Consider the following 23,600-nt stretch of genomic DNA (forward strand, 5'->3'; position numbering starts at 1 on the left):
GATGCGGCCTTCAACCATTCAGCGTTCAGTTGTGGCAGTGCCAGCTCGATTGGCTTCATCGCGCCTGCCCGACAAGGTTCTGGCTGACATCGGCGGACAGCCGATGATCCAGCGTGTGCTGGACCGTTGTGCGCAGGCGCAAGGTCCCTCCTCTGTGGTGCTGTGTACCGACAGTCAGCGATTGCATGATCTGGCGTCGGCCTGGGGCTTTCCCGTGTTGATGACGGCAGAGACCTGCAGTTCCGGCAGTGAGCGCATCGCCTCCGTGTCGGATCAACTGGTGGCTTTGGCCTGGGGGGAACAGGCTTCTGAATGGGATTCGGCTCAGCGTCAGCAACGGCTGTCGAGCACTGCAGTGATCAATGTGCAGGGAGATCAGCCGTTCCTCGATTCCGCTGTGGTGACGCAGATGGTGCAGGAGTTCGGCAAGCGTGATCCGGTGCCGGCTGTCGTGACACCTGTGTATCGACTCGCCGCGTCCACAATCCACAATCCTGCGGTGGTGAAGACGCTGCTGGCCCATGACGGTCGGGCCCTTTATTTTTCGCGCTCAGCTGTGCCCCATGTGCGCGATGTCGATCCGGCGGACTGGCATCAGCACGCGTCTTTCTGGGGCCATGTGGGCATGTATGGCTTTCGTGGAGATGTGCTCGCGGGCTGGGATCAGTTGCCTGCTTCACCGCTGGAGGATCTGGAACGGCTGGAGCAGTTGCGGTTGATTGAGGCGGGCCATACGGTTGCCACCTTCATTGTGGAAGGAACGTCTCTGTCGGTGGATACGCCCGAGCAGCTGGAACAGGCACGGCGACTTGCTGGCTGTTCCGTCTAGAGCGGCATGTCAGCAACCTTCATCCGACGTCTGACCACCATCACAGCAGCGGCTGTAGGGCTTTTGATTGTCTGGTTGTTGGTCCAGGATTTTGATGTGATCAGTCCTGATGGTCTTGGTGATGATGCAACTCAGAATGTTCGTTCAAGCATCAACTTTGCTCGATACGGGACTTACAGCAGCTTGCCGATTTCGCCGGACGTGGTGCCGGGTTTTCGGCGTGAGCCTGTCCCGAACGTTCTGCTGGCCTTTTACCTGAGGGTTGCGAATGTGCTCTCCCCTGGTCTCCTGGATCAGGCCAATGAGCCATTCAGCGATGCCTTCCTTCTCGTTGTCAAGCAGATCAACCTTGTCTGGGCTGCTGCACTGTTTTTTGGCTTGTGGCTGATAGCAGCGCTGGTTTTTTCACCCTTGCTGGCTGCGCATGGGTTGGCTGGACTTCAGATCTTGATCGTCAATCACTTTTTCGTATTGAAGACGATCGATGTAATGAACACCGAGTTGATTGCCGGCATGATTCTGGTCTGGCTCAGCGCCATGCTGCTGCTGGCTGCCCGTACGCGGTCGTGGCTCTGGTTGCTGGTGTCGGGAGTGGTGTTTGGACTGCTGGCTCTCACGAAGGCGACGGGAGCCTATGTGGCACTGGCCCTGCTTCCGCTCATTGCTCTGGCACTCTCTGGAATCAGTCGAAAGTTCTGGATATCGCTGCTTGCTGTGTCATTTGGATTCGCACTGGCTGTCATGCCTTGGTTGGTTCGGAATCAGATCCATTTTTCCAAGCCTGTGATTGCTGAGGGTGGAGGCGATGTGTTGATGATTCGATCGGTGTTCAATGAAATGACTGGCAGCCAGTTTGTCGATGCTTTTTATGCCTATGCCCCGATCGCTGTACGCCGTGATCTTCTGGGCCCTTGGATGAAGCTTTCCAGTGACGATTTTTCTTGTGAAGGCAGGCTTGCAGTGTTCAATCGAAAACTCGACTGTGATCGACTGGCCCTCGAGGAGGGCAGGTTCGCTGATGTTCTTTCTTTTTATCAACGCGGAAAGAGGGCCATACCGTGGTCGTTGTCTCTTGATGGTGATCAGAAAAAATCCATGGCTCTAAGACGTTTTCAAGAGCGGCCGTTGAATGCTCTGGTCACAAGTGTTCCTCTTGGTTGGAGGGGGATCTGGGGATTTCGAGCGAAAAGATGGCCGAGCATTGTGTTGAACATTGCGGCTTACGGGTCTCTGCTTCTGGCCCCTGCTCTGGCATTGCTTGAGCGAAGACTCTCCTGGCTCTTTGTCTCGATTGTGCCGTTCTCGTTCTTTGCTTTTTACAGCCTATTCAGTCATTTCCTGCCGCGATATTCAATGCCTTTGATCCCAGCTGCAATCGTTTGTTTAACCATGGTTGCGGTCGATCTCGGCGCAAGACTTTTCAGCCGACTTCCCTCCGCCGCAATGCCTCCTGTCAGGTTGATCTGAGAGCTCTGTTGTTTGAGAGCAGCGTTAACGGGATCGTTTATCGATCATGTCGGCCAGCAGCGCAAACATGAACACATTCAGGCTTGCGAATCCCAGAAGCACGGTCTTGTCGGTGAGGTTGTTGAGGATCGTCAAGTCGTAGAGGCTGCTGATGCTGAAGAGTGTTGCCAGGGCAACGATCAGCGGAGACAGGAGGCGCAGCGGCGCGAAATACATGCCGGTGCGCAGAATCAGCTGAGTGAAGCGCAGCGTGTCTTGGATTGGTTTGATGTGGCTTTTGCCGATTCGTCTGGCGTAGCTGATCGGTGTGAATTCAACGGCGTAGCGATTGCGCAGCAGGCAGATGGTGATGGTGGTCGTAAAGCTGAAACCATCGGGAAGCAGTTTGAGAAAATCGAGTGATCGATCGCGTCTGAAGATCCGCAGACCCGAATTCATATCAGGGACTTCTGTGCCGCAGAGAAACGACACCCAGGGCACCAGGATCATCTTGGGGATTGAGCGGATCTTGGAGTATTCAACGTTGGGTCCTATTCGAGCTCCAACCACCATGTCGAGGTCCTTGCTGCTGATCTGCTCAATCAGATCAGGAATGCGGTCATTCGGGTAGGTCCCGTCAGCGTCAGTGATGCAGATGTAATCGCTCTGGCTTCGTCGTATTCCAGTTTTCAGAGCAGCTCCGTATCCCTGGTTGCGCTTGTGATGGACCACCAGTAAATCGTCCGAGTGGTGTTCTTTGGTGAGAGCGTTGAGAACTTGTTCGCATCCATCTGTGGATCCATCGTTCACGGCAATGATCTCCACATTCTTCAGTTTTGAATCACGAATCACCGACAAAATCCATTCAATTGTGTCGCGAATGGCGTTTTTTTCGTTGTAGCAGGGAATAATTATTGATGTCTTCATTGCTTCTCTTTTCTCGATCACACCCTAATTGATGATCCTTTCATCTTTTCAAGATCTTTCTGCCTGCCCTCGTTGTCAGTGGCCAGTGTTGCTTGCGTTGGCAAACTCGATCGCTGCGGCCCCGGTTGTGCCGCATGCTGATTTTGCGTGATCATTCTGAGGTGCATTGCGGCGATTGAGGCCGGGGCGGCATGAAGGACGATCTCCGCATCTCCCTCCCTGGAGTTCCCGCGTCGTTCATCGCTGCATTGGTGAAGCAGGCAAAAAGTGCGGGCAGCAGTCGGCTGGCACTGGTGGGTGGTGCTGTTCGCGACGCCATGCTTCATCAGCTGCATCGTGATCCCTGGCGTGATCTCCCGGATCTCGATTTTCTACTGGAAGGCTCCTGTGCCGCTTTTGTTGAGTGTGTTCAGGAGCATTACGGCAGTGAGCGTGTCTTAGAGGTGCATCTTCATGAGCAGTTCGGCACTGCGGACCTGGTGCTTGATGGAGTGCTGCTCGATGTGGCCCGTGCCCGCACGGAGATCTACCCCGCACCTGGTGAGAACCCGTTGGTTCAGCCCGGCTGCTTGGAGCAGGATCTCGCTCGCCGTGACTTCACGGTGAATGCCATGGCTTTGCTGCTTGGGGCAGACGGATCCCATCAGCTGTGTGATCCCCACGGTGGTCAGGACCATCTGGCAAAGCGTCAACTGGTCTTCCTGCATGAGAACAGCGTGGCGGATGACCCCACACGCATTGTTCGCGGTGCCCGCTACTGCGCACGACTGGGTTTTGTTCTGGCGCCTGATGCTCTCGCGCAGATTCAGGCAACACTGATTGTCTGGCCCTGGTTGTGGCGGCCGGGAGATCCGCTGGATGCGGTCCCTCCAGCCCTGGGAACCCGGCTGCGCATGGAGCTGGAGCTCCTGCTGGATCGAGAGCCATGGCATGACGCGCTGCAGCTTCTGCAGCAATGGTCAGCCTTGCCTTTGCTGGATGAAGGGCTGCAAAGGGAACCTCGCCTCGCTCGGCGGCTGGGTCAGGGCGCACGTCTGGGATTACCAGCCCTGCTGGTTTTGGTGGCTGCAGCGATGGATCCGTTGCCATTGGCTGCGCGATTGCAGATTCCCAGACAGCAGCAGATCTGGCTTGAGGGGTTGATCGACCTGCGTCGGTGGCTGCTGCTCGAGCTCAAACAGCAGGACTGGAGTTGTTGGGGAGCTTTGGAATGGACGCAGCAACTGGAGGAGAAGCGCTGGTCTCCTGAGGTCGTGGCTCTCGCAGTGCTTGACAACGCCCCCTTCCGGCGACCGCTGTTGCGCTGGTGGGGGCGCTGGCGGTATGTGTCGTCACCGGTTTGTGCCAAAGAGCTCATGGCTCAGGGCATGCGCCCAGGCCCCGAGCTTGGCGACACGCTTCGAAGACTGCGGGAACAGCAACTCCAGCAGATGCGCTGAAGCTGGGAGGGGCTCAGTCGTTGCGGTCCCGCCAGCCCTTCTGCTCGAGTTCTCTCCAGTCCCCGCGGGCCTTCAGGATCCGCTCGGCCAGTTCGCGCACGGCGCCATGGCCACCTTGATGATTCAGTACGGCATCCGCTTGCCGGCGCAGTGGTCGACAGGCGTCAAGCGGTGCGAGCAGCAGTCCAACGCTGCTGCGCACAGCCAGATCATTGAGGTCATCGCCCAGGTAACAGGTGTGCTGTGCCGTGACTCCCAGTTGCTCCTGCAGGTCTGTCAGGGCAGGTGGTTTGTCTTTGATGCCCACCAGGCAGTGCTCGATACCCAGCTGGTGTGCCCGCACTTCAGTGGCACCGCCACGTCCACCGCTGAGAAAAGCAAGCTGGATCCCCGCCTGCTGCAACAGCCTCAGGGCGAGACCATCGCGAACATCGAAGCGCTTCTGCAGTCGGCCTTCCGGATCAAACCAGAGCCCCCCATCTGTCAGCACACCATCCACATCCAGTACCAGCAGCCGCAGTTCCGCCAGTGGTCTCTTCAGCCGTTGCCAGTGCCATTCACGCAGTAGTCGTTGCATCCTGATGGGTCCTTTCCTGAAAGGTTCTTCGTTCAGGCCAGTCCGGCCTGGACCAGGTCATGCAGGCGCAACAGACCACTCAGTTGCCCACTGGCATCCACCACCGGCAGCACGGAGATCGGCTTGCGCCGGTTGTGCTCCATGCGTTGGATCGCTTCAACCGCCAGCAGATCCGCATCGATGGTGATCGGGTCAGGCGTCATCAACTCTTCAGCGGTCAGTGTCGGCCAGCGTTCGGAACCGTGATCGCGCAGTGCCCGCCGCAGGTCGCCATCGGTGATCAGACCGATGAGGTGACCTGGAATGGCAGGGTTTTCCACCCAGCTGCTGCCAATGGCGCCCTGGGTGAGTGTGCTGATCACTTCCGGCAGAGGTGTCTGCGGGTTGATTGGTTTCAGGTTGGCTGACGGGATCATCAGATCAGCCACGGTCATCGTCAGCTGCTTGCCAAGAGAGCCGGCGGGGTGGTTCAGGGCGAAATCGGCAGGCGAGATGCCCTGCCGTTCCATCCAGACGGCTGCCAGCGCATCACCGATGGCCATGGCCACGGCGGTGCTGGCTGTGGGTGCCAGGTTGAGGGGACACACTTCCCTGTCAACGGAGGCTTCGAGCACCACGTCGCTGCCGAGAGCGAGTGAAGAATCGGCGCGGCCCACCAGCGCGATACGCGCTGTACCCCGGCGTGTCAGGTGGGGAAGGATGGCCAGCAGTTCGCTGGTTTCGCCGCTGTTGGAGAGGAGCAGGCAGACGTCATCGGGTGCCACAACCCCAAGGTCTCCATGCAGAGCATCCAGCGGATTCAGGAACAGGGCCATCAGACCGATGGACGAGAAGGTGGCGGCAATCTTGCGCGCCACGATGCCGCTTTTGCCCACTCCCGTGATCACGAGCTTTGCTTTTCTGTCTGCACAGCGTGCAAGCAGGCTGAGGGCTCCCTCCACCTGATCGCTGCGCAGTCTCTCCGCTGCCGTTGCAATGGCGGCCGCTTCCTCCTGCAGGCAGCGAGTGAGTGCAGACACGCTGGAGGGATCGCAACTGTCGGCATTCTCGTTCATGCCAAATGTTCGTCCCGTTTGGTTCTGGCAGGCTGGGGAGCCTTTCATCGTTGTTTTTTGGCAGGGTTGCTCACCTACCTGAAGTCTCCCTGGCTGGATCTGCTGCTTCCGCTCTCGCTCTCGGGCCTGCTTTGGGAGCGAAGCGGTAATCCAGCTGGGATGGTTTGGATTCTGGCGGTCTGGCTTGGCCTCAAGTTTCTGCGATGGCTGCCCTCCCAACCGGTCTATGGGGTGTTGATCGGCGTGCTCGCCGTCATCCTCAGTGCGGTGCTTCATCCCGTCAGCGGATCCGCTCCCACGGATCTGCTGCTGGTGTTGCTGGCGTTCGCGGCCGGTCTTCAGCAAACCAGGGATCAATGGCGGATTGCGCTTTGGGTGGTGCTGGCGACGGTGATCGTCTCGTTGCCATTTGTGGAGTTCTCCCGCTTCAACGGCAACCTGGATGCGATTCCCTGGACGGCCCTCCGAGATGCCTTGCCCCAGGGAGCGGTTCGGATTCAGAAGATCACCATCAATCGTTCGGCCTACCTCTATGGCCTGTTCTCACTGGTGGGCTACGGGCTCTGGCGTACTGAGCAACGTCCCTGGAGATCCATTCTTGCCGCAGTCCTCGGCTGCCTGAGCTACCTGCTGGTCTGCGGTTCGGGATCCCGGGCTGCACTGTTTTTCCCGCTTGCAGCAGTCGTTGTCGTGGAGCTGTGCTGGCGTCATCGTCAGTGGGTGGCACGCAGAGCTCGGTTCCTGGCGGCTTCCCTGCTGCTGCTTTCTTTGCTGTTCAACCTGACGCTGTACTGGCCCTCCAGCCCTGTTGCTGCAGCTGATCCAAGCGATGTTGGACGCGCAGAGGTGGCTCGCTGTTTTGTGCGTCAGGCCCTGCGCTCATTCCCCGACCTGGTATCGGGCCAGGGGTATGACCGGGTCTCTGATCACTGCGCCAGCAAGGTGTTTCTTCCCGAAAAAACCACTGGAATTCCCCATGCCCACAACGTCTTTGTGCAGGCGTTGGCGGACCAGGGCCTGGTCACCTTGGTGCTGATGGCGATCGCTCTGGCTCTGATCTTTCAACGGCTGTTCATCGGGCTTTCCGGTGATGCCGCACCGCTCTGCCTGACAGGCCTGGCCTGCGCGCTGTTCATCCTGTCTGCCTCTCTGGTGGAGTCCACGCTGCTGAAAACGTCCCTGCAGCAGGTGGTCAGTGGTTACCTGCTGGCCATCGCCTGGGCGGTTCCACAGGTTTCCTCGGCGCCATCACAGGAGAACTCCCGTACCATCAGCCCATGAGTTTTCTCGCCGGCCTCAACGACGCCCAGCGCCGGGCGGTGGATCACCATGAAGGTCCGCTGCTGGTGGTCGCAGGAGCAGGCAGCGGTAAGACACGGGCTCTCACCCATCGCATTGCTCACCTGATCGGTGAACACGGCGCTGATCCATCCCAGATCCTTGCCGTGACCTTCACCAACAAGGCGGCTCGCGAGATGAAGGAGCGTCTTGAGCTGTTGCTGGCTCAGCGTCTGGCGCAGAGTCAGTTCGGACAGCCCTGGAGCACGTTGCCTCCTGTGGAACAGCGGCAGCTGCGCTCACGCATCTATCGCGAGGTGACCAAGGAACTATGGATCGGCACGTTCCACGCCCTGTTCGCGCGCATGCTGCGCTACGACATCGACAAGTTCAAAGACAAGGAGGGACTCACCTGGACGAAGCAGTTCTCGATCTATGACGAGGCCGATGCCCAGAGTCTCGTCAAGGAGATCGTCACCCAGGAGCTGCAGCTCGATCCCAAGCGTTTTGAGCCCAAGAAGGTGCGCTGGGCGATCAGCAATGCCAAAAACCAGGGCTGGCTACCGGATCAGATGGAGGCCAATTCCGAGGGGCAGCGGGGCAAGCTCGCAGCGGATGTGTACCGCCGCTACCGCAAGGCTTTGGCGGCCAACAACGCTCTCGACTTCGATGATCTGCTGCTACTGCCGGTGCAGTTGCTGCAGCAGAACGAGCAGGTGCGCAGTTACTGGCATCGCCGCTTCGCTCACGTGCTGGTGGATGAATATCAGGACACCAACCGCACGCAGTACGACCTGATCAAGCTGCTGGTGACCGATGGCAAGGATCCCCAGGTTTACGACAACTGGTCGGGGCGTTCCGTTTTCGTGGTGGGAGATGCCGACCAGAGCATCTACAGCTTCCGCGCTGCTGACTTCACGATTCTGATGGGCTTTCAGGACGACTTCGGTGATCAGGCGCCAGATGAAGCCACGCGCACGATGGTGAAGCTTGAGGAAAACTATCGCTCCACCGCAACGATTCTGGAGGCAGCTAACGCCCTCATCTCCAACAACAGTGAGCGTATCGACAAGGTGCTGCGCCCCACCCGCGGTGAAGGGGAGCTGATTTCGCTCACCCGCTGCGATGACGAAATCGCCGAGGCCGAAGCTGTGGTGCATCGGCTGCGCACGATGGAGGCCGCCAACCCCGAACTGAGCTGGGGGGATATGGCCTGTCTGTACCGCACCAACGCCCAGTCACGGGCACTGGAGGAATCGCTCGTGCGTTGGCGTATCCCTTACGTGGTGGTCGGTGGTCTGCGCTTCTACGACCGTCGCGAGATCAAGGATGTGCTCGGCTATCTGCGTCTGATGATCAACCCGGCTGACACCGTCAGCCTGTTGCGGGTGATCAACGTGCCCAAGCGAGGCATCGGTAAGACCACCATCCAGCGGCTCACGGATGCGGCCAATCAGCTGGGAATTCCGCTCTGGGATGTGGTGAGTGACCCTGAAGCCGTGCGTTCCCTGGGGGGGCGATCCGCCAGGGGGCTGTTGCAGTTCTGTGAACTGATCAATGGTTTGCGTGAACGCCTACACAACACCCCTCCTTCGGAGCTGATCCAGCAGGTGATGGAGCAGAGCGGCTATGTGAGCGAGCTGATCACCGAGGGCACCGATGAAGCGGAGGAACGCCGGCGCAATCTGCAGGAGCTGGTCAATGCGGGTCTGCAGTACCAGGAAGAAAATGATGAGGGCGATCTCGAGGGCTTCCTTGCTTCGGCGGCCCTGGCCAGCGACGCCGACAGCAAGGACACGGCCGCTGATCGAGTGACCTTGATGACACTGCACAGCAGCAAGGGTCTGGAATTCCCAGTGGTTTGCCTGGTGGGCATGGAGCAGGGGCTCTTCCCCAGCTATCGATCACTGGACGATCCGGCCTCTCTGGAGGAGGAGCGACGCCTTTGTTATGTCGGCATCACAAGGGCCAAAGAGCGGCTGTTTCTTTCCCATGCCAGTGAGCGCCGCCTCTGGGGTGGGATGCGTGAACCAGCTGTGCCCAGTGTGTTCCTCTCTGAGCTGCCCGAGGCTCTTGTGCAGGGTGAGATCCCCCGTTCCGGTGGTGCAGCGATCCGAAGAGAGCAGCGGCTCGATCGGCTTACCCGTGTGGATCGCGGCACGCCCAGCGAAAAGAGTGCCCCGGCGAACGCCGTACGCCGCCGTCAGGCGGGCCCTGCTCCAGGCAAGAGCTGGAGTGTGGGCGACAGGGTTGTGCACAGCAGCTTCGGGGAAGGTGAAGTGACCCACACCTTCGGGAGCGGCGAGAAAGTGTCGATCGCTGTCAAATTTGCCGGCATGGGGCCCAAGATCCTTGATCCGCGCCTGGCACCGATCGAACCCGTCTGAGTGCTGGTCAGACCATCATCAGCCGTGGAGGGTTTTTTGATCAGCTCTTTTTTAATGTTGCTGCGCATGATCAGGTTCCGCTTGATCAGTGCCATCGCGACAACGTTGTCGATGGAATTGGAGTTGTTGTTTGTTCGTTGACTCTGAACTCAAAGAGTCATTATTTCGTTGTTGTTGAGTAGCTTTTGAATGCAATGGGTGGACTCTGAGGCGGTTATCAGTTCTGGTTGTTGGTGATGTGACCCCTCGCTTCACTGTGATTGTTGATGCTTGCGGTATGGTGTAACTATCGAATGTGATTCGTTTGAAGCCGACAGTTATTTATATCGCCAGTCGTCCGCACAGTGGTTCGACGCTTTTGGCATTATTGATGAATGCTCATAGTCAGGTGGTCAGTGTTGGTGAGCTGAAAAAGTTGCTTCAGCATCAAACGTGCACGTGTCATGGATTGAAGCCAGGCGATTGCCCGTTCTGGAGCAAGGTGGCCGCCTCTGTTCACGAATCAATTGGACTTGACTTGCATGAATTGGCCTTGAGAGATTGTAATGATGAGCGGAAATTCATTCGTGACAATCAGGCGCTGTATTCGGCGCTGGTATCGGTGAGTGGATGCTCGTTTATTGTGGATTCTTCTAAGAATTTGCTGCGCCTAAAGGGATTGCTAAGGGCAGTATCTTGTGGTGCTAATTTTGATTTGGTTCCTGTTTGGCTGCATCGCGGTCCTTTCGGAACGTTGAACAGTGCTCGCCGTAAAAGTAAGGATCTTTGTGATCCAATCTTCAACTACAACAAATATTTTTTTAACTTACGCCGATCCCTAATTGGTACTCGACATTCGCTTGTTTATTATGAGCGTCTGGCGCGGAATCCTCGCCAAGAAATGTCTCGGGTAATGCAGGATGTTGGACTCTGTTTCGAAGAGTCGCAGTTGAGTTGGCGAAGTTCAGTGATCAGAGATGTGGGCGGTAACAGAATGCGGCGCGAATCATCAGATGTGATTCATTTGGACCGGTCCTGGCGCCGCGAGTTGAGTCTGCGACTCAAAATCAGAATTTTCATTCAAACACTGCCCGTGCGCTTGAGAAGTTACAGGCTTTTTAAAGTATTTCGGCCATGGTTGAAGCCTACAAAGGCTGCTTCCTGATTTCAATTGAATACTATTAATTAAGTGATTCCTGATCTGATATCGGGTTAAGTTCGATGGGGCATCAAAGTGAATATTCAACTCTGGTTGTCCGACGTCGGCTGATTCAGCTTTTGCACGCTTCCGATTTCCGTCCAGCCGCTGTGGGATTGGCAGGTCAGTTTGTGGGCAATGCAAGATGTCACGCTGATCAGCAGTGGTCCACAGGTCTGCGGATCGACCAGCAGCTCGAGCAGGGCGTGATGCTCTTTGCTGCCCGGGTCGATGTCATTCAGGTGAAGTTGCAATGAGCTCGCATCCAACAAGCTCCAGGCCCGTCGGTTGGATGGGGCCAGGCTGCTCGCATAGCCCTTTTGCAGCAGGGAGAGAGCACCAGGCAGCGCAGGGATCTGTGGGCCATTGAGCACCACCTTCAGGCCAGGATCGCGCAGCATTTCGCCCAGATGGCCCAGCAGCCCAAAGCCTGTGATGTCCGTTGCTGCATGGATGGCATCTGGATGTTCGAGTTGCAGATCCAGAAGTTCCTCCAGCACACAATGCTGGCTGCTGCCTATCTGTTTGAGAGCAGTGTCCAACGCAGAGGCCGGGGCAGCACCGGTCATGGCCGCAGCAAACAGCACTCCTGTGCCCAGTGGTCGACTGAGCAGCAGTCGGTCTCCTGCCTGAAGCCCCGTTTTGGGCCAGAAGGCTGAATCAGACTGTCCGCTGACGCTGAGGGTCACCTGCACAGCCCGGCTGAGCGGCGGCTGGGCGAGACCATCTCGGGCTTCCAGGGTGTGTCCACCGATCAGCTCGGCGCCTTGCTCATTCAGAGCGGAACGGATCCCAGCCAGTGTCTGCGCCAGCAGGGTCTGCTGGGTTGAGTCATTGGCCTCGGGCAAGGTGACAATGGCCTGGGCAGCCAGAACACGGGTCCCGCAGGCCCAGAGGTCGGTGCAGGCATGCAGGGCAGTCAGTCGACCGTTCAGCCAGGGGTCACTGACCAGGGCTGGGAAACCATCCACGCTTTGCAGCACTGGAGCCAAGGGCCTGGTGGTTTTCAAAGGCAGGACAGCGGCATCCTCCGGGTCTGTTCCCAGCGCTGCGATGCCTGCCTGAGCGAGGGCGCTTTCAAGTGGACCAGCCGGAAGTTTGGCGGCACAGCCCCGGCAGGCCATGGTTTCGTTTGGCTCCATGGCCTGCCGGGGCTCGAACCTGGCCATAAAGCGCCAATCGATGGCTTGCTTCCAGCGCCAGATCAGCGGATGGGGGCCGACCAGGCGTGAGCCCCTCAGTGCCCAGGCTGTGGGGTGCCGGTTGTTGAATCCTCCCAGCAGCTGCAGGGCCTGGCGTTGCGGGCGCCAGCTCTGCAGGGGTTGACCTGCGCAGGCGGCCTCCAGGTTGCGGGCCAGTGGTTTCGCTGCTCGCACAGCCCAGACACCGGAGGGTGCACGCGGATGTGCATCGATCACCGCGCAGTCGCCGGCTGCAAAGATTCCAGGCTGTTGAACGACCTGCAGGCTTGTTTCCGTGCGGATGCGGCCACTGCTTGAGCAGCAGGGCAGGTCACTCTCTGTAAGCCAGTGCGGAGCTCGACTACCGGTGCAGAGAAGTCCAGGAGTCGCTTGGAGCTCCTCGGTGCAACTCGGTGCACCCGCTTCAACGATCTGGATGTCCGCCTTGTGCAGGGCATGTCGCAAAACCTGTTTCAGGTGTTCGGGTCGGATCCGCAGCACGAGAGGTCGTCTGGGCCAGCGTTGCCTGAGGGCCAGGGCCGTTTCCACCGCGGCCAGACCGCTGCCGACGACCTGAAACGCGGAGGCGGCAAAATATCTGTCGACCATCAGCTGGTCCTGGCGGCCCAGGAAGGCGAGCGCCGGCTCCAGCGGTTTGATGGGAACCAGTTCGGAATTGGTCGAGGAGTTCCTTGACGTCTCGGCACCCAGGTTGAGGCTGAGGTGCTCGTAGGTCAGTGCTGGCCGCTCATCCAGTTGCAGCTCACGTTTCTGAAGGTCCAGGCCGGTGATGTCGGCCACCACCAGGGCCACGCCGGCTTGGTCGGCCAGTTTGCGCAGGTCGACGGCCACCTGGTGCCGTTGATAGATCCCCGCGATCAGGCCCGGCACCATACCTGAGTAGAGGGCTGTGCTCGTGCGGTTCACCAGGGTGATCAGCTCGCTGGGGCGTTGTCCTGGCTGCATGGCCCAGCGGCGCAGGATCAGCGCATGACTGTGTCCACCACCGGCCAGCACAAGACCGCTCATCAGGGGGCGCCGTAGCCGGATGGATTGGCCGACTGCCAGGCCCAGCCGTCTCGGCAGATGTCGTCGAGGGACCGTTGGGTTCGCCAGCCGAGCCGTTCAAGTGCCAGGGCGGGATCGGCAACGGTGGCAGCGGCATCTCCCTCGCGGCGAGCCACGATCTCGTAGGGCACCTCGCGGCCGCTGGCTCGTTCAAAGGCCCTGAGCACCTCCAGCACCGAGGCTCCCTGGCCGCTGCCCAGATTGAGGGTGAGCAGCTGAGCCGGTTCAGCAAGCAGGCAGTCGAGAGCAGCACGATGGCCGTCCGCCAGATCCATCACATGGATGTAATCGCGGACACCGGTGCCGTCGCTGGTGGGCCAGTCGCCGCCGAAAACCTGCATTAATTCACGCCGCCCGATGGCCACCTGACACACAAAAGGGAACAGGTTGTTGGGGATGCCCATCGGGTCTTCCCCGATTGCGCCGCTGGGGTGAGCGCCCACAGGATTGAAGTAACGCAGACAAGCAATGCTCCATTGATTGGGAGAGCTGGCGGCAAGGTCTTGCAGCATCCTTTCAACCGCCGCTTTGGAGTGGCCGTAGGGGTTGATCGGCTGAACAGCTGCTGATTCGGGGATGGGCACGCTGTTCGGGTAGCCATACAGCGTGGCACTGCTGCTGAACACCAGGGTGCGGCAGTCGTGGTCGTTCATGGCCGCCAGCAGACATCGGCTGCCAGTCAGATTCACGTCCCAGTAGCGGAGAGGTTCGCGCACTGATTCGCCAACGGCCTTCAGCCCGGCGAAGTGAATCACGGCCTGGAGTGGTTGGCCGATCGTTTTGGCTTGACTGAAGATCTGGTCGAGGCAGGCCCTGTCACGGATGTCGCCCCTGATCAGTTGCAGTCGCCCTTCGCGGTCATCTGGATAGGATGACAACCCAGCCAGTGTGGCCACCCTCTCAAGAGCAACCGGTGAACTGTTGCTCAGGTTGTCCAGCACAATCAGGTTGTGCCCCTCCTGCAGCAACACCAAACAGGTGTGACTGCCTATGAAGCCCGCGCCTCCGGTGATCAGGATCTGAGTCATTTCCAGAACCTATGGCAGAACCTCGAGTCTGACTGTCTTTGCAAGGGCAGAATGAATGGCCCTGGTGAGGATGGTGTGAGTCAGCTGCAGAGCCTGCGCGGCATGGTGGATCTGCTGCCTGTTCAGACACGTCGCTGGCAAGCGGTGGAGGCCGTGGCCAGGACTCATTTCCGTTGCGCTGGGATCGAGGAGATCCGTACACCTCTGCTGGAGGTCACGGATCTGTTTGCCCGCGGCATCGGTGAAGGCACTGATGTGGTGGGTAAGGAGATGTACAGCTTCCGGGATCGCGGAGATCGCTCTTGCACGTTGCGTCCAGAGGGGACAGCTTCAGTCGTGCGCTCAGTGTTGCAGCATGGACTGCTGAGCCACGGCTCCCAGAAGCTCTGGTACTGCGGACCGATGTTCCGGTATGAGCGGCCGCAGGCTGGTCGTCAGAGGCAGTTCCATCAGATTGGCGTTGAGTGGCTGGGAGTTGGCTCAGCTCGGAGTGATGCTGAAGTGATCGCCCTTGCCTGGGATTTGCTCCTTGACCTGGGAGTCTCTGGTCTTGAACTTCAGATCAACAGCCTTGGCACCACTGACGATCGTCAGCGTTATCGCGCCGAGCTTGTGGCCTGGCTCCAGGCCCGCGCTGAGCGGTTGGATCCTGATTCTCAGCAGCGATTGACCACCAATCCTCTGCGCATTCTCGACAGCAAGAACCCTGCCACGCAGCAGCTGCTCGCAGAGGCTCCCACATTGCTGGACGCTCTCAGTGAAGAGAGCTCTCAACGATTCCAGGCAGTGCAGGCCTATCTGGCTCAAATGGAGATTCCGTTTCGGCTGAATACCCGTTTGGTGAGAGGGCTCGATTACTACGGCCACACCGCTTTTGAGATCACCAGCGATCAGCTCGGAGCTCAGGCCACGGTGTGCGGTGGCGGTCGCTACGACGGTTTGGTGCATCAGCTGGGTGGCCCAGCCACACCAGCAGTGGGTTGGGCACTGGGGATGGAACGGCTGTTGCTGGTGCTTGAAGCTGCGGCAGCAGCTGATCCAGTGGGTGCAGCTTCACGTCTTGCGGCTACCCGTGCTCCTGATCTTTATCTGGTGAACCGCGGCGAACAGGCTGAGGCTGTTGCTCTGGTGTTGGCGCGGCAGTTACGGGCTGCTGGTGTGTGCGTTGAGCTTGACGGCTCAGGTTCTGCTTTTGGCAAGCAGTTCAAGCGTGCGGATCGCTGTGGTGCCAGATGGGCTGCGGTGATTGGCGATGAGGAGGCTGCTGAGGCCAGGTTTCTGTTGAAACCCCTTCAGAACAAGGGTGAGGAGCGTTCTTTGGCGATGGCGGATTGGCAAATGGTGATCGACATCCTTGCGTGCGACGAAAGTGACATCACCATTGCCACACAATTTGATCAACAATGATCTTTGATTTGCGCATTGCATGCTTGTAATGCGCAAATCACTTTTGCTTTTTTGCTGAGTGTCTGTGTGATTAATTGGTGATTGATTCCTTGTCTGCAATGAGCAAAGTATGGGCTCATTGACTGCGCATATATTTTGCCCTGCTCAGGGAATTGATTCTCATGATGGGATTGATTGCGGCCCTGGGCCACCAGCACAGGCTTTTCTGCGCAGGTAGTCGATAGCGAGCACAGAAGCATTTCCATTGCTGATGTTTTGCCTGCCAGCGCCGAAGGGCAAGGCCTGCATTGCCTCTCCAATGTGGGTGTTTGCCGCTGCTGTTGTGGCGATGGCGCCGATGCGCCAACAAAGGCCGAGAGCAGCTGAGGATCTTCCCTTTGTGCCTGGCGACCAGCGCAAGCCAATGGTCATGGAACACTGCATCACCTGTTATCGGCAGAGCCTGTTGCAGCAAAGCTCGATTCAGGATGATCGTGCAGCCGGTGACCGAGTTGTGTTGAGCAAGCTCAATCAACCCTGGTAGTTCGCCACCGTAGTGATGCCATTGCCACAGCGTGCGATTGAGTGGCCTGCCCTCGGAGTTGATCAGTTCAGCATCGGAATGGAGCAGCAAGGGTTGCTGTGATCCAAAGGGATGGCTTGCCTCCACCTGCTTGAGAATGTTCAGGCCCGTGGCCAGCCGTTCCGGGTGCCAGACATCATCCTGATCACAAAGGGCGATGTATGGGGCAGAGCTCTGCTGCAGCAGCCTGTTGAATGCTGCGGTGGGTCCAAGTCGTTCACTGGCAGGCGGCAAGCGCTTGATCCAGGCGGGGTGACGCTGCTGCCACTGCTCAAGAATGTTGCTGGTGGAGTCTGTGGAGCCGTCATCAAAAACGATGAGCTGATCTGGGCGAAGATCCTGTCGCCACAAGCTTTGCAGCTGCTGTTCCAGGAAAAGCTCTCCGTTGAAGGTTGCGAGAACCACCTCCAGATTCACCACCATCGCAGTCCCCACTTGCGGAAATACAGCCAGGCGCTGTGGAGGTTCACCAGGGTGAGCCAGATGTTGCGGTAGCTCCCGCGCCCCCAGTGATGGGTCACTGTGCAGATCGGCAGATTCACTGTTGGACCATGTGCGGCCAGTCGGCGAGTGATGTCGGCGTCTTCGAAGTAGAGAAAAAAGCGTGGATCAAAACCTCCGACGGCTTGCACGGCCCAACCGCGCATCCACAGGCAACAACCGCTCAGATAGCTCGAGGCGAACACATGGGAGTAAGGCTTGTCGCGCATCGTGTACCAGTTGTCGTAACGGCGCAGACGTCTGGGCTTGAGCCGGCGGGGGATGCAGCGACGGCTGACGAGGGCCAACAGGGTGGGATTGCGTTTGCAGAGAAACTGACGCTGACCATTGGGGAAGCGCAGCTCTGGTGTGGCTGCTGTGATGTCATGATGCTCTTCCAGCCAAGTGGCGAACCTCTCAAAGATTTCGGGATCCCAGGACAGGTCGGTGTTGAGCACCGCAACCAGAGGAGGCTCATTGCGTTGATCACACCATTGCTGCCAGAGCTGATTGAAGCTGCGCCCGTACCCAGGATTGGATCGCTGCACGATGCTAAGGGCCGCTGCGGGCAGCAGATCTTCAGCGGCCTCGCCAGGGCAATGGCTGTTAATCACAACCGCGTAGGCAAAATCGCTGGGCAGTTGGTCAAGGCAGGTCTTCAGCCGCTCGACATGTTGTTTTGGCGGGTGGTGGGCAATCACCACCAGTAGCGCCCGCAGATTGTTCAAGCCCCAGGACACGTCAGCGCATGCTGCGGACGGCATCGGTTGTTCTTGAGAGGCGACTGAAAAACAGTTGCAGAGGCGTCAGTTTTTGCAGTTTGATCTGAGCGTCCAAGGCCATGCCTGGCTGCAATTCGAAACTTTGGCCGTTTTTCTTCAATGACTGTCCGCTGAGGTCCAAATTGACTTGAAAGTGCGGATAGTCGTAGGGAGGCTCAGGAGGCAGTGAGTCCTGACTCACAAGGCTGACCTTGGCCGGCATGGTGCCGTAAACGCTTTTGTCGTAGCTGGTGAAAGCAATTTCAGCGGTTTGTCCCGATCGGATGAAGCCGATGTCTGAATCTCTGGCCAAGGTCTGAGCCTGCAGTTCATCATTGGGCACCAGCAGCTTGAGCAGCGGTTCGTTGCCGTTGGCGACCTGGTCTGTCTGGGCCTTCAGGTCGATCACGGTGCCGGATACCGGTGCACGCAGGGTGACCAAGTCAAGCTTGGAGCGGGCATCCACCAGATCGGCTCGCAGCTGCGACTGGGTTCGCTGCGATTCGAAATTGAGAACCTGTTCTTCTTCTCTGGCAACCGCCAGCTCACGACGGGTTGCCTCCAGCTGTCGCTCTTTCCCGATCACCTGGAGCTGGGAGCTGCCTTCTTCTGCCGCCAAGCGCCGCAGTGGAGCCAACAACTGTTCGTCAAGATCGAGTTGGCGCTCCAGCCCGCGGATGCGTTCGCGTATCCGGGCCATCGCTGATCGCTGGCGGCTGACCTCCGCCTCCAGTTGTCTCTGCAGTTCCGCCACTTCACTGCGTTGCACGCGCGGGTCAAGCACCACCAGGGCCTGGGCATGGTCTGCGCAGGTGGTGGCCTCACTGCTCATCGGGCCAGCAGTAACGGTTCGGCCTTTTGCCAAAACCTGCTGCTCAGCAGTTGGCCTCTGTCGAAGTGCTCACCGATGCGCGCACTGCTGCGGGCCATTACTTCGATCAGGTGCACGGGCCTGCGAACCAGGGGGTACGGACAATCCTGCAGGGCCTGGCTCAGCAGCTTCAGTGCAAAGTCGACATCACCTGCTTGCCAGGCTTGCCAGACGGCCCAGGTGGTGGTGCTGTACCGCTGCTCTCGGACCCAGGCTTCATGGAGAGTGCCCAATGTGTTGAGATGTTTCTCCATCACTGCCAGCAGGCCATGCAACTGCGGCTGCAACCTTGCGCTGGCATTGCTGCTGTGAATCCGGTAACGCACCAGCTCCTGTTCGATCCAGGCACCACGATGTTTGCCAGCAGCCAGTCGCAGCAGCAGGTCCACATCCTCTGAATGGCGGATCGATGGATCGAAGCCTCCAACGGCGAGGAAAGCATCGCGCCGCACGGTCCAGGCGCTGGGCAGCACGGCTTTGTGTTCCATGAAGTTGCCCCAGGTGAAGCCAGCGCCCTCCTGCCAGGGGCGGACTGGATGCTGCAAACAGCCATTGGCATCGCATCGCCACCAGCCGCCGTGCACATGGCTGAGCTGCTGGTCGTTTTGAAGCATCTGCAACGGTCCAGCAAGGCGACCGGGCATGGGGCGGTCGTCGGCATCGATGAAGGCAATCACTTTGGCCCGGCTATACCTAACGCCTCGGTTGCGTGCTGCGGAGACCCCTTCCCCGCCCCCGTTCAGCAGTGTCCAGCGCTCAGACGGCCATTGGGCGCAGAGCCTTTTGAAAACCGCTGCCGATGCATCAGTGCTGCCATCGTCGATCGCGATCAGCTCAAAGCCGGTTGACCATTCGCGCACCAGAGCTGCCAGCAGAACCGGCAACCAGTGGGCTGCATTGCGCATCGGCATCACCACGCTGATGGCTGGTCGAAGCGAAAGTTGCTGGCCAGGCTGTGCGGCCAAGGATATGAAGAGCGGTGATTGGAGTGATGATGCTGTCACGTCTGATCACAGTTCACGGCCATGGCTCGCGCCCGTAAAAGCTCCAGCTCGAGGAAACCGGGAAAACGCAAGCGCGACGGCCGTAAAGCAGACGATTCTTCCTTGAGGGGCAGTGATCTCGATCTTGAGGCTCGCGTTGATGAACTAGCCGAGGAACTCAATGTCAGCTCAGCTCAACAGGTGCTGGCAGGTGTGGCCGAACTGCTCTCACTCAATGGTTCCAGAGAGCTCCCCGCTTCAGGTCACAGCCTGCGGGGCAAAGCCCATCTTTTGCTAGGAGAACAGGAGGATGCTTGGCGAGCCTTTGCGGCGGCCCGAGCAGCGGATCCGAAGTCACCGCAGCACGCTCTCAATCTGGCGGCATCTCTGCTGACCCAAAAAAAGTACCAGGAAGCTCTCGATCTGTTGAGACCTCTCCATCAGCTTGGCTTGGCCGCTTTACCTCGCGAACTGCGGGAACCCTTGCTGTGCAATCTGGCCACGGCAGAGATGCAGGTTGGACAATCGCTTGCGGCACTGCAGCTGCGTCGCCAGTGGCTTCAGTTGAATCCAGATGCCGTGACCCAGAAACGTTGGTTGCAGTGGGCACGTGTTGGGCTTGAGCAGGAGCGTGGTCATCCCTGCCGATTGGAGGGCTTGGCTCTGCTTCAGGATCTGCACCGGCTCAAGCCTGAAGAACGTTCGGTCAAAGAAGCACTGGCTGATGCCCTGGAGTCTGAGGGTGAGTACCGCCGGGCGGCTCTGCTCTACCGCGATTTGCTCAGGCCTTGAATAAGACTGAGAGATTAACGGTGATGATTTAATTATGTTCAAAAGTGAGTGAGGAATGCTTCCGTAGAGTTTTACTTGTGCCAGTTGAAACTCGTTTTGGTGGATGCTTTGGCGATCTTTTGATTATTGGGTTGGCTTGAAATTAACTCGACAACTGATTGGTCAAGCTGAAATCAGACATCTATAAAGTGACTCTACTTTTCTGGCGCAATCCTGATTGCTCGGGATGGAATCAGAGGGCATCGGGATTCCTTTCCTACGTTGGTACGTCCATTTATAGAGAGGTCCTTCCTCTAGACCTTGTCTCAGGAGCTTGCCCCAAAGGTTTGTTTTGGCCATGGGCAACGTGAAAACTCCTTCACGATTGCTCAACCCGGCAAGACCCCCTGCGTCAGTGATAATGACTGGGAGGCCATAGGCGAGAGCCTCTCGAGCGACAAATCCGTAAACTTCGTGCCAGACAGAAGGCATGGCTACGATGTCTAATTGTGAGAATATTGAAGCTAAATCTTCTTTGTCGTAGGGACCGTTAAGGGTTAAAAAATTGGGATAGTACTTGGCAAGTTCGCAAATTTTAATCTGACTTGATCGGTCTCCTTGATAGTTTTCTGGTATGGGCCCATGGACTTCAATCTTGAAATGATTTTGCAGTTCTGCCTTTAAGGCCTCTTCGCAAAACTTTAGTTGACCTTTGTGCGGTGCAACGCTGCCCAGAATTCCGACCCGAATTTGATTGGTAGTAGCACTTGAGGTTGATTGAAGCTTGTTTTCATTGGCAACTTGCCCGCGAGGGAATGAAAGGTTCAACCCATTCTCAATGACTCTGATTGAATGGGTGATGCCATGTTGGCGCAGAACATGTGCAGCTTCTTTGGAGGGTGTAATGATCGAATTAGCGTATTCCAGCATCTGGTTACTGTATCGAGCCCAGGCTGATTTAAGACTGATTCTATGGCTAGGATTGATTTTGTTGGCTTGCGGAGGGATGTAATACTCTGCAGATTCTAGACTTTTAAGTGTGCGATCTGAAGCCCTAAGTGAATTTTGCTCCCATTTTTTATGGTCGTTGGGTTTGATGATGGAATGCTCAGAGTCGAATAATGAACATTGTGGATCGATGCACCAGTAGTCGTGCAGCGTCACAACAGTCGGCACCAATTCACTGCAGGCGCGGATGGATCGCATGCCGAAAAAGAGATTATGGTGAAAATCAACAATGTTGAGCTTGTTGTGATTGATCCATTTTTTTAGAATGATCTCAGCCTGGGGAACGCGCTGAGAGTCAAAAAGACAACGTGTATCAGAGTAATTGTAATTTGTTTGTTCAATGTGAAGCTTGCCTTCCCATCTGCCTTTTTGGTGGTATTGATTCTCAATGGTTTTATCGTTGATGCAATGAATGAAAACCTGATGTCCGTAATCGCTTAATAGTTTTGCCAGACCTGAAACATGCGTTTCAAGTCCACCACGATGCTCTTTCCCCCATGCAAAGCAAACAATTCCGATTCTCATTGACTAGAGGGGCCTATGTTTAATGGCTTTAAAATTGAACCTGAAATGATGCTTGTAGGCTCAGCCGCGCTCTGCTTGTCAGAACAACATCTGGTAAGGGCACTCGTTCGGGAAAATTGCTGATTGGTTTGATTTTACAACCCGGGTATTCGCAATTTCTAACGATGCTTTCAATCATTGGAGTGATCACAAAACCAACCTCTTTGAACGGTCTCCAGCTCAAGCCTGCATTTAAGTTACGCCCCGACCATTCGCTGAGAAGGTGCAAGCCATCAACAATTTCGATCGAAACAGCTCCAATCGGATTGATTTGTCCATAGTCGCTCCCAGTTCGTAAAGCGCGTTTGAAACTTTCGTTGCTGCATGGAGTCTCAGGTGAAAACCCATATGTTGCACAGCCTGCATTTTTAAGGGCTAAGGTCTGATCCTTGAACGTCTGCTCGATGGGCTTGAATTCACCATTGCCGACTCCTAGGGTTAAGTAAGCATTGCGGAACCACTTGCTCTCGTTGGTTGATTTTTTCAACCGGAATCGTTGGCTGCCTACGAAATAAAAGTTTCTGGTCATATCAGAGAAGGTGAAGTCTTCGCTGTCCCACGTGATCCAGTTTTCGACGCCGGTTCTGAACGATGTGTCGGGGCCGATGGCTTTGGAGTAATGCAACCCGGTTTGTATACCTTGGAGAATGTTCGTTTTTTTGAAAACAGTAGTACTCCCCCCTCGAAAGCGATTTCCAAAGGCACCGGAAATGGTTTCTGCGCTGGTTGTAATGAGAATTCCGCCCCATGATTGTGTATCTCCAAATCCCACATTGAAGTAGGTGCTGCCATTGGCTTGAGTATTAATTGACTTTTGCCAGTTCGAAAAGGTCGTGAACTGCTCGCAAGGACCTTTGCCTAAGGTGCAATCAGTTCCTGTGATGACACCATCAAAAATGAAGCCTTTAGGGCCATAGCCGTTGGGGATGAGGTAACTGATTTGTGGGTGCCAGCGATCATTGCGAAGCAACGCCCTAGAGCTTGCATAGGTTGGAGACTCTTCATCAAGCGTTCGTAAGGCCGTTTGAATTGCTTGAGTGGAGTCTTCAATGGTGATGGGTTGCTCTTCCTCAAGCACGATGACATCATCGTTTCCTACTGGCTCCCACACCAATGTTGGATCAGTCTCTCCAACTGAGAGAACACTGGATTCAGATGTGAATAGCGGTGAATCGGAATTCGACTCAGGAAGAACTCGTTCCCAGATCAGCCTGGCGGATTGTTGGGTTGCTATTGAAGAGGAATCGGTTGGTACTGGAGGTGGAGGCGGTACCAATTCCCACTGCAAATCCTGGCTGTTTGCTGAGCCAGCAAACAGCAATACTACCCCTGGCATTATTGAATGCTTTATTTTCATGCAGCTAGTTGGTCTTCGCTGCGATTTTTAGCGAATTGTAGTTCGCGTAGAATAGACGACTGTTGTGGAAGTGGATTGGTGCCAGGATGGAGCTGCATTAAATACTCCAAGGCGTCTGTGGGAGGCAGGTGTTTGTGTTCCACAAGCCATGCCATGCAGACCAAGGGGGAACGCTCCATGGCAGCAACGCAGTGCACAAACACTGGGCCTTCAGGCTGAAGGCTTTTCAAAAGTGTTAGCGCCGAGTGAGTGGAGTTCATTGAGTTCGAGGCTTCTGTTGATGCGATGGTCGGGCAATACAAGTCGGCGGCAAATAAAACGTTGTTGAAGAGATAGCGGTGGTTCAGCTTCATTTGTGTCGCAAAGACTGAGCACTGCCCGGACTTCTGCATCCTGTAAATGATCAAGATGATGTTCCGCTCTGGGAGCGGGTCCGATAGCTAG

At 57.0% G+C, this 23,600-nt stretch carries 20 protein-coding genes; 8 read left to right on the top strand and 12 right to left on the bottom strand.

Going from position 1 to position 23,600, the window contains the following annotated elements:
- Window position 1: 1 nt before the first annotated feature.
- Entirely contained in the window at window positions 2-829 is an 828-nt protein-coding gene (gene kdsB / locus SIB73_RS13660; protein ID WP_413404281.1) for a 3-deoxy-manno-octulosonate cytidylyltransferase, read from the top strand.
- Window positions 830-835: 6 nt separating this feature from the next.
- The gene (locus tag SIB73_RS13665; RefSeq protein ID WP_413404279.1) at window positions 836-2,296 is read left to right on the top strand and encodes a hypothetical protein; all 1,461 of its coding nucleotides are present in this window, start codon (window positions 836-838) and stop codon (window positions 2,294-2,296) included.
- A 24-nt stretch (window positions 2,297-2,320) separates the two neighbouring features.
- On the opposite strand, the gene SIB73_RS13670 is transcribed toward SIB73_RS13665, so the two are convergent.
- Entirely contained in the window at window positions 2,321-3,202 is an 882-nt protein-coding gene (locus SIB73_RS13670) for a glycosyltransferase family 2 protein (protein WP_413404277.1), read from the bottom strand.
- A 191-nt stretch (window positions 3,203-3,393) separates the two neighbouring features.
- Between SIB73_RS13670 and SIB73_RS13675 the strand changes: the two genes are divergently transcribed.
- Window positions 3,394-4,641 (top strand): CCA tRNA nucleotidyltransferase, encoded by a 1,248-nt coding sequence (locus SIB73_RS13675; RefSeq protein WP_413404275.1) that lies wholly within the window; start codon window positions 3,394-3,396, stop codon window positions 4,639-4,641.
- A 13-nt stretch (window positions 4,642-4,654) separates the two neighbouring features.
- On the opposite strand, the gene SIB73_RS13680 is transcribed toward SIB73_RS13675, so the two are convergent.
- Window positions 4,655-5,218: a KdsC family phosphatase gene (locus SIB73_RS13680; RefSeq protein WP_413404273.1), complete on the bottom strand. Its 564-nt coding sequence runs from the start codon at window positions 5,216-5,218 to the stop codon at window positions 4,655-4,657.
- Window positions 5,219-5,250: 32 nt separating this feature from the next.
- Window positions 5,251-6,273: a KpsF/GutQ family sugar-phosphate isomerase gene (locus SIB73_RS13685; protein ID WP_413404270.1), complete on the bottom strand. Its 1,023-nt coding sequence runs from the start codon at window positions 6,271-6,273 to the stop codon at window positions 5,251-5,253.
- Between the two features lie 66 nt (window positions 6,274-6,339).
- On the opposite strand from SIB73_RS13685, the gene SIB73_RS13690 reads away from it, so the two are divergent.
- From SIB73_RS13690 to SIB73_RS13700, 3 genes are all read left to right on the top strand, one after another.
- On the top strand, window positions 6,340-7,554 hold the full coding sequence (locus tag SIB73_RS13690; RefSeq protein WP_413439631.1) for an O-antigen ligase family protein: 1,215 nt from the start codon (window positions 6,340-6,342) through the stop codon (window positions 7,552-7,554).
- Window positions 7,551-9,938 carry a UvrD-helicase domain-containing protein gene (locus SIB73_RS13695; RefSeq protein WP_413404267.1) on the top strand — a complete coding sequence of 796 codons (2,388 nt, stop codon included), beginning with the start codon at window positions 7,551-7,553 and terminating at the stop codon, window positions 9,936-9,938. Before SIB73_RS13690 ends, SIB73_RS13695 begins: the two co-directional genes overlap by 4 nt.
- Before the next feature lie 304 nt (window positions 9,939-10,242).
- Window positions 10,243-11,082: a sulfotransferase gene (locus tag SIB73_RS13700; RefSeq protein WP_413404265.1), complete on the top strand. Its 840-nt coding sequence runs from the start codon at window positions 10,243-10,245 to the stop codon at window positions 11,080-11,082.
- Window positions 11,083-11,159: 77 nt separating this feature from the next.
- On the opposite strand, the gene selD is transcribed toward SIB73_RS13700, so the two are convergent.
- Together selD and galE are read right to left on the bottom strand one after the other, a co-directional pair.
- Window positions 11,160-13,325 carry a selenide, water dikinase SelD gene (selD, locus tag SIB73_RS13705; protein WP_413404263.1) on the bottom strand — a complete coding sequence of 722 codons (2,166 nt, stop codon included), beginning with the start codon at window positions 13,323-13,325 and terminating at the stop codon, window positions 11,160-11,162.
- Complete coding sequence (galE, locus tag SIB73_RS13710) at window positions 13,325-14,392, bottom strand: UDP-glucose 4-epimerase GalE (protein WP_413404260.1); 1,068 nt, start codon at window positions 14,390-14,392, stop codon at window positions 13,325-13,327. The genes selD and galE overlap by 1 nt, the downstream gene beginning before the upstream one ends.
- A gap of 75 nt (window positions 14,393-14,467) precedes the next feature.
- On the opposite strand from galE, the gene hisS reads away from it, so the two are divergent.
- The gene (gene hisS / locus SIB73_RS13715; protein ID WP_413406142.1) at window positions 14,468-15,799 is read left to right on the top strand and encodes a histidine--tRNA ligase; all 1,332 of its coding nucleotides are present in this window, start codon (window positions 14,468-14,470) and stop codon (window positions 15,797-15,799) included.
- A gap of 115 nt (window positions 15,800-15,914) precedes the next feature.
- Here hisS and SIB73_RS13720 read toward each other — a convergent pair whose 3' ends face one another.
- Genes SIB73_RS13720 through SIB73_RS13735 form a run of 4 tightly spaced genes read right to left on the bottom strand, consistent with a single transcriptional unit; the run spans window position 15,915 to window position 19,438 of the window.
- Window positions 15,915-16,796: a glycosyltransferase family 2 protein gene (locus tag SIB73_RS13720; RefSeq protein ID WP_413439632.1), complete on the bottom strand. Its 882-nt coding sequence runs from the start codon at window positions 16,794-16,796 to the stop codon at window positions 15,915-15,917.
- Complete coding sequence (locus tag SIB73_RS13725; RefSeq protein WP_413404256.1) at window positions 16,775-17,605, bottom strand: glycosyltransferase family 2 protein; 831 nt, start codon at window positions 17,603-17,605, stop codon at window positions 16,775-16,777. Before SIB73_RS13725 ends, SIB73_RS13720 begins: the two co-directional genes overlap by 22 nt.
- A complete protein-coding gene (locus tag SIB73_RS13730; protein WP_413404255.1) occupies window positions 17,583-18,434 on the bottom strand; it encodes an HlyD family secretion protein in 852 nt (283 codons plus the stop codon). The genes SIB73_RS13725 and SIB73_RS13730 overlap by 23 nt, the downstream gene beginning before the upstream one ends.
- Entirely contained in the window at window positions 18,431-19,438 is a 1,008-nt protein-coding gene (locus SIB73_RS13735) for a glycosyltransferase family 2 protein (RefSeq protein WP_413404253.1), read from the bottom strand. Before SIB73_RS13735 ends, SIB73_RS13730 begins: the two co-directional genes overlap by 4 nt.
- 60 nt (window positions 19,439-19,498) lie before the next feature.
- On the opposite strand from SIB73_RS13735, the gene SIB73_RS13740 reads away from it, so the two are divergent.
- Window positions 19,499-20,248 carry a hypothetical protein gene (locus SIB73_RS13740; RefSeq protein ID WP_413404252.1) on the top strand — a complete coding sequence of 250 codons (750 nt, stop codon included), beginning with the start codon at window positions 19,499-19,501 and terminating at the stop codon, window positions 20,246-20,248.
- A gap of 162 nt (window positions 20,249-20,410) precedes the next feature.
- On the opposite strand, the gene SIB73_RS13745 is transcribed toward SIB73_RS13740, so the two are convergent.
- From SIB73_RS13745 to SIB73_RS13755, 3 genes are read right to left on the bottom strand one after another with little or no spacing between them, the layout of a single operon-like run.
- Window positions 20,411-21,760: a glycosyltransferase gene (locus SIB73_RS13745; RefSeq protein WP_413404251.1), complete on the bottom strand. Its 1,350-nt coding sequence runs from the start codon at window positions 21,758-21,760 to the stop codon at window positions 20,411-20,413.
- Window positions 21,761-21,788: 28 nt separating this feature from the next.
- On the bottom strand, window positions 21,789-23,135 hold the full coding sequence (locus SIB73_RS13750) for a hypothetical protein (protein ID WP_413404249.1): 1,347 nt from the start codon (window positions 23,133-23,135) through the stop codon (window positions 21,789-21,791).
- A gap of 17 nt (window positions 23,136-23,152) precedes the next feature.
- Window positions 23,153-23,548, bottom strand: coding sequence for a dual specificity protein phosphatase family protein (locus SIB73_RS13755; protein WP_413439633.1), 396 nt, complete (start codon window positions 23,546-23,548; stop codon window positions 23,153-23,155).
- Window positions 23,549-23,600 lie beyond the last annotated feature (52 nt).

Origin of the sequence: Synechococcus sp. MIT S9509 (assembly GCF_047303035.1) — a bacterium.
Lineage (GTDB): Bacteria > Cyanobacteriota > Cyanobacteriia > PCC-6307 > Cyanobiaceae > Synechococcus_C.